Below are 2,011 nucleotides of genomic sequence, written 5' to 3' on the forward strand. Positions count from 1 at the left end.
TTGGAGTTGCTCGATTTGAAAGTGAGAATGATAAAGGAATTATCAATGGTTACGTAAATGATGATCAAGGTGATCCAGTTGAAGGGGCAAAGGTTTTACTAGAAGGGCAACCAACACTTATTGCTACAACTGATAATCGTGGATTCTATGTATTTACTGATGTTACTGCAGGAACATATAACCTAAAGGCAATTTGTGAAAACTATATTGATGGTGAATTTAAATTAGTTGAAATTCTTAGTGGTAAAGCTAATAGAGTCGATCTTACCCTTGGTGAAAGTACTTCCAAAGTTGGAACTATAACTGGGAAAATTAAATCTGGTGGTGTAGGCTTGCAAGGTGCTACAGTTACACTTTTTAAAGAAGGAACAGAAATTAAAACAATAAGGACTAATTCTACTGGAGAATTCACTTTTACTGATGTTACAGTAGGGAAAGGTTATTTTATAACTGCTAAAAAAGAGGATTACTTTGAAAATAAAGCTGAAAATATAGAAGTAAAACCTGCTAAGGCTACTACAGTAGATATAATTCTTACTAAGGATATCACAAGTGCTGAATATAAGCTAAATGTTGATTTTGATGACTATGAAACAGGAACATTTAGTGGTAATGATGAATGGGAAGTTATTAATCCAGGAGCAGAAAAAGGATCTGTTGAAATTATTGAAGAAGAAAATGGTAATAAGTATTTAAAGATGAATAAGACTGCATCTGGAAATATAGGATTCTATAATAAAAATAATCAAAACTTAAGTGGTATTGTAACTGTTGAGGCACGCGTGAAAAGATCAGCAGTAGAAACTAATATTCCTAATCAGTTTGGTATGTATTCATATAATTCAAGTGATTGGAATTCAGCAACCCCTCCTTCTTCAGTAAATCCAATTGGAACATTTGCATTTTCAAAAGGTAATATAATTACTCATAATGCGAAGGGATCTAGTAAAACAGTTACTATTCAAGAATATTCTGAGGATACTTGGTATATCATTAGAAATGTTATTAATATTGATGCGGGTACCTTTGATTTATACGTAGATGATATGACAACACCAAAATTAACTAATCAGCCATTAAGAACTCAAGGAAAAAATCTTGATAAGTTTTTATTCTTTGAAAATGGAACAAACGTTGGAGATATTTCTATAGATTACTTTAGAGTAAATCTTGGAATACCTTACGATTATAATGATGCTGATTTATTTGACTTACAAGCAGAGGGATTTGAACTTAAAAAAGATGGAGATAATTATAGTGCTACCAATAGTGCATCATGGGATACTGAAAGTGTAACAATTACACCAAAAGCAAGAAGTGGCTTTGCAAGTGTAATGGTTAATGATCAACCTCTTATAAATGGTTCAGTAACTGTTCCACTTTCTGTAAGCGGTGATACAGGAGCTTATGAAAATATTATTCCAATTGTGGTAACAGCCGAAGACGGAGTAACCACTAAGACTTATCAGCTTATTATTTCAAGAGAAAATCCAAATGATCAAGCTTATTTAGATAATCTAGAGGTAAGTGAAGGTGCATTGTCTCCAGAATTTGATCCTGCAGTAATAGAAGATGCTATCTATACTTTAGATGTGCCTGCTAATACAGAAAAAATTCATCTAAATTATGATAAGAAGCCGGAAATTGCTGATATAAAAATTTATAAAGATGGAAAGCTTCAAGGAGAAACAACTGATGGAGTTGATCCAACAGAAGTAAATGTAACTACTGGAAAAAATATAATAATTGTAGAAGTGTGGTCAAATAATGGCGCTAATAACGTACATTATACTTTAGAAGTAAATGTACCTGAATTAACAATAGATAAGAGTGAATTACAAGAAGTATATGATGACAATAAGGACAAGATTAAAGGAAATTACACTGATGATTCATGGAAAACATTTACAGGAGCATTAAAGAATGCTGAAGAAATATTAGCAAAAGTTGATGCAACACAAGAAGAAGTAAATGAAGCAAAGGTAGTTTTAGAAGCAGCAATTAATGGCTT

Annotated in this window: 1 protein-coding gene; it reads left to right on the top strand. The window is 32.0% G+C overall.

The features are described 5' to 3' along the window. The coding region (locus E6248_RS15690; RefSeq protein WP_316341701.1) for a carboxypeptidase regulatory-like domain-containing protein at positions 1-2,011 on the top strand (2,011 nt) is incomplete at both ends.

Origin of the sequence: Clostridium sp. (assembly GCF_032552055.1) — a bacterium.
Lineage (GTDB): Bacteria > Bacillota > Clostridia > Clostridiales > Clostridiaceae > Clostridium.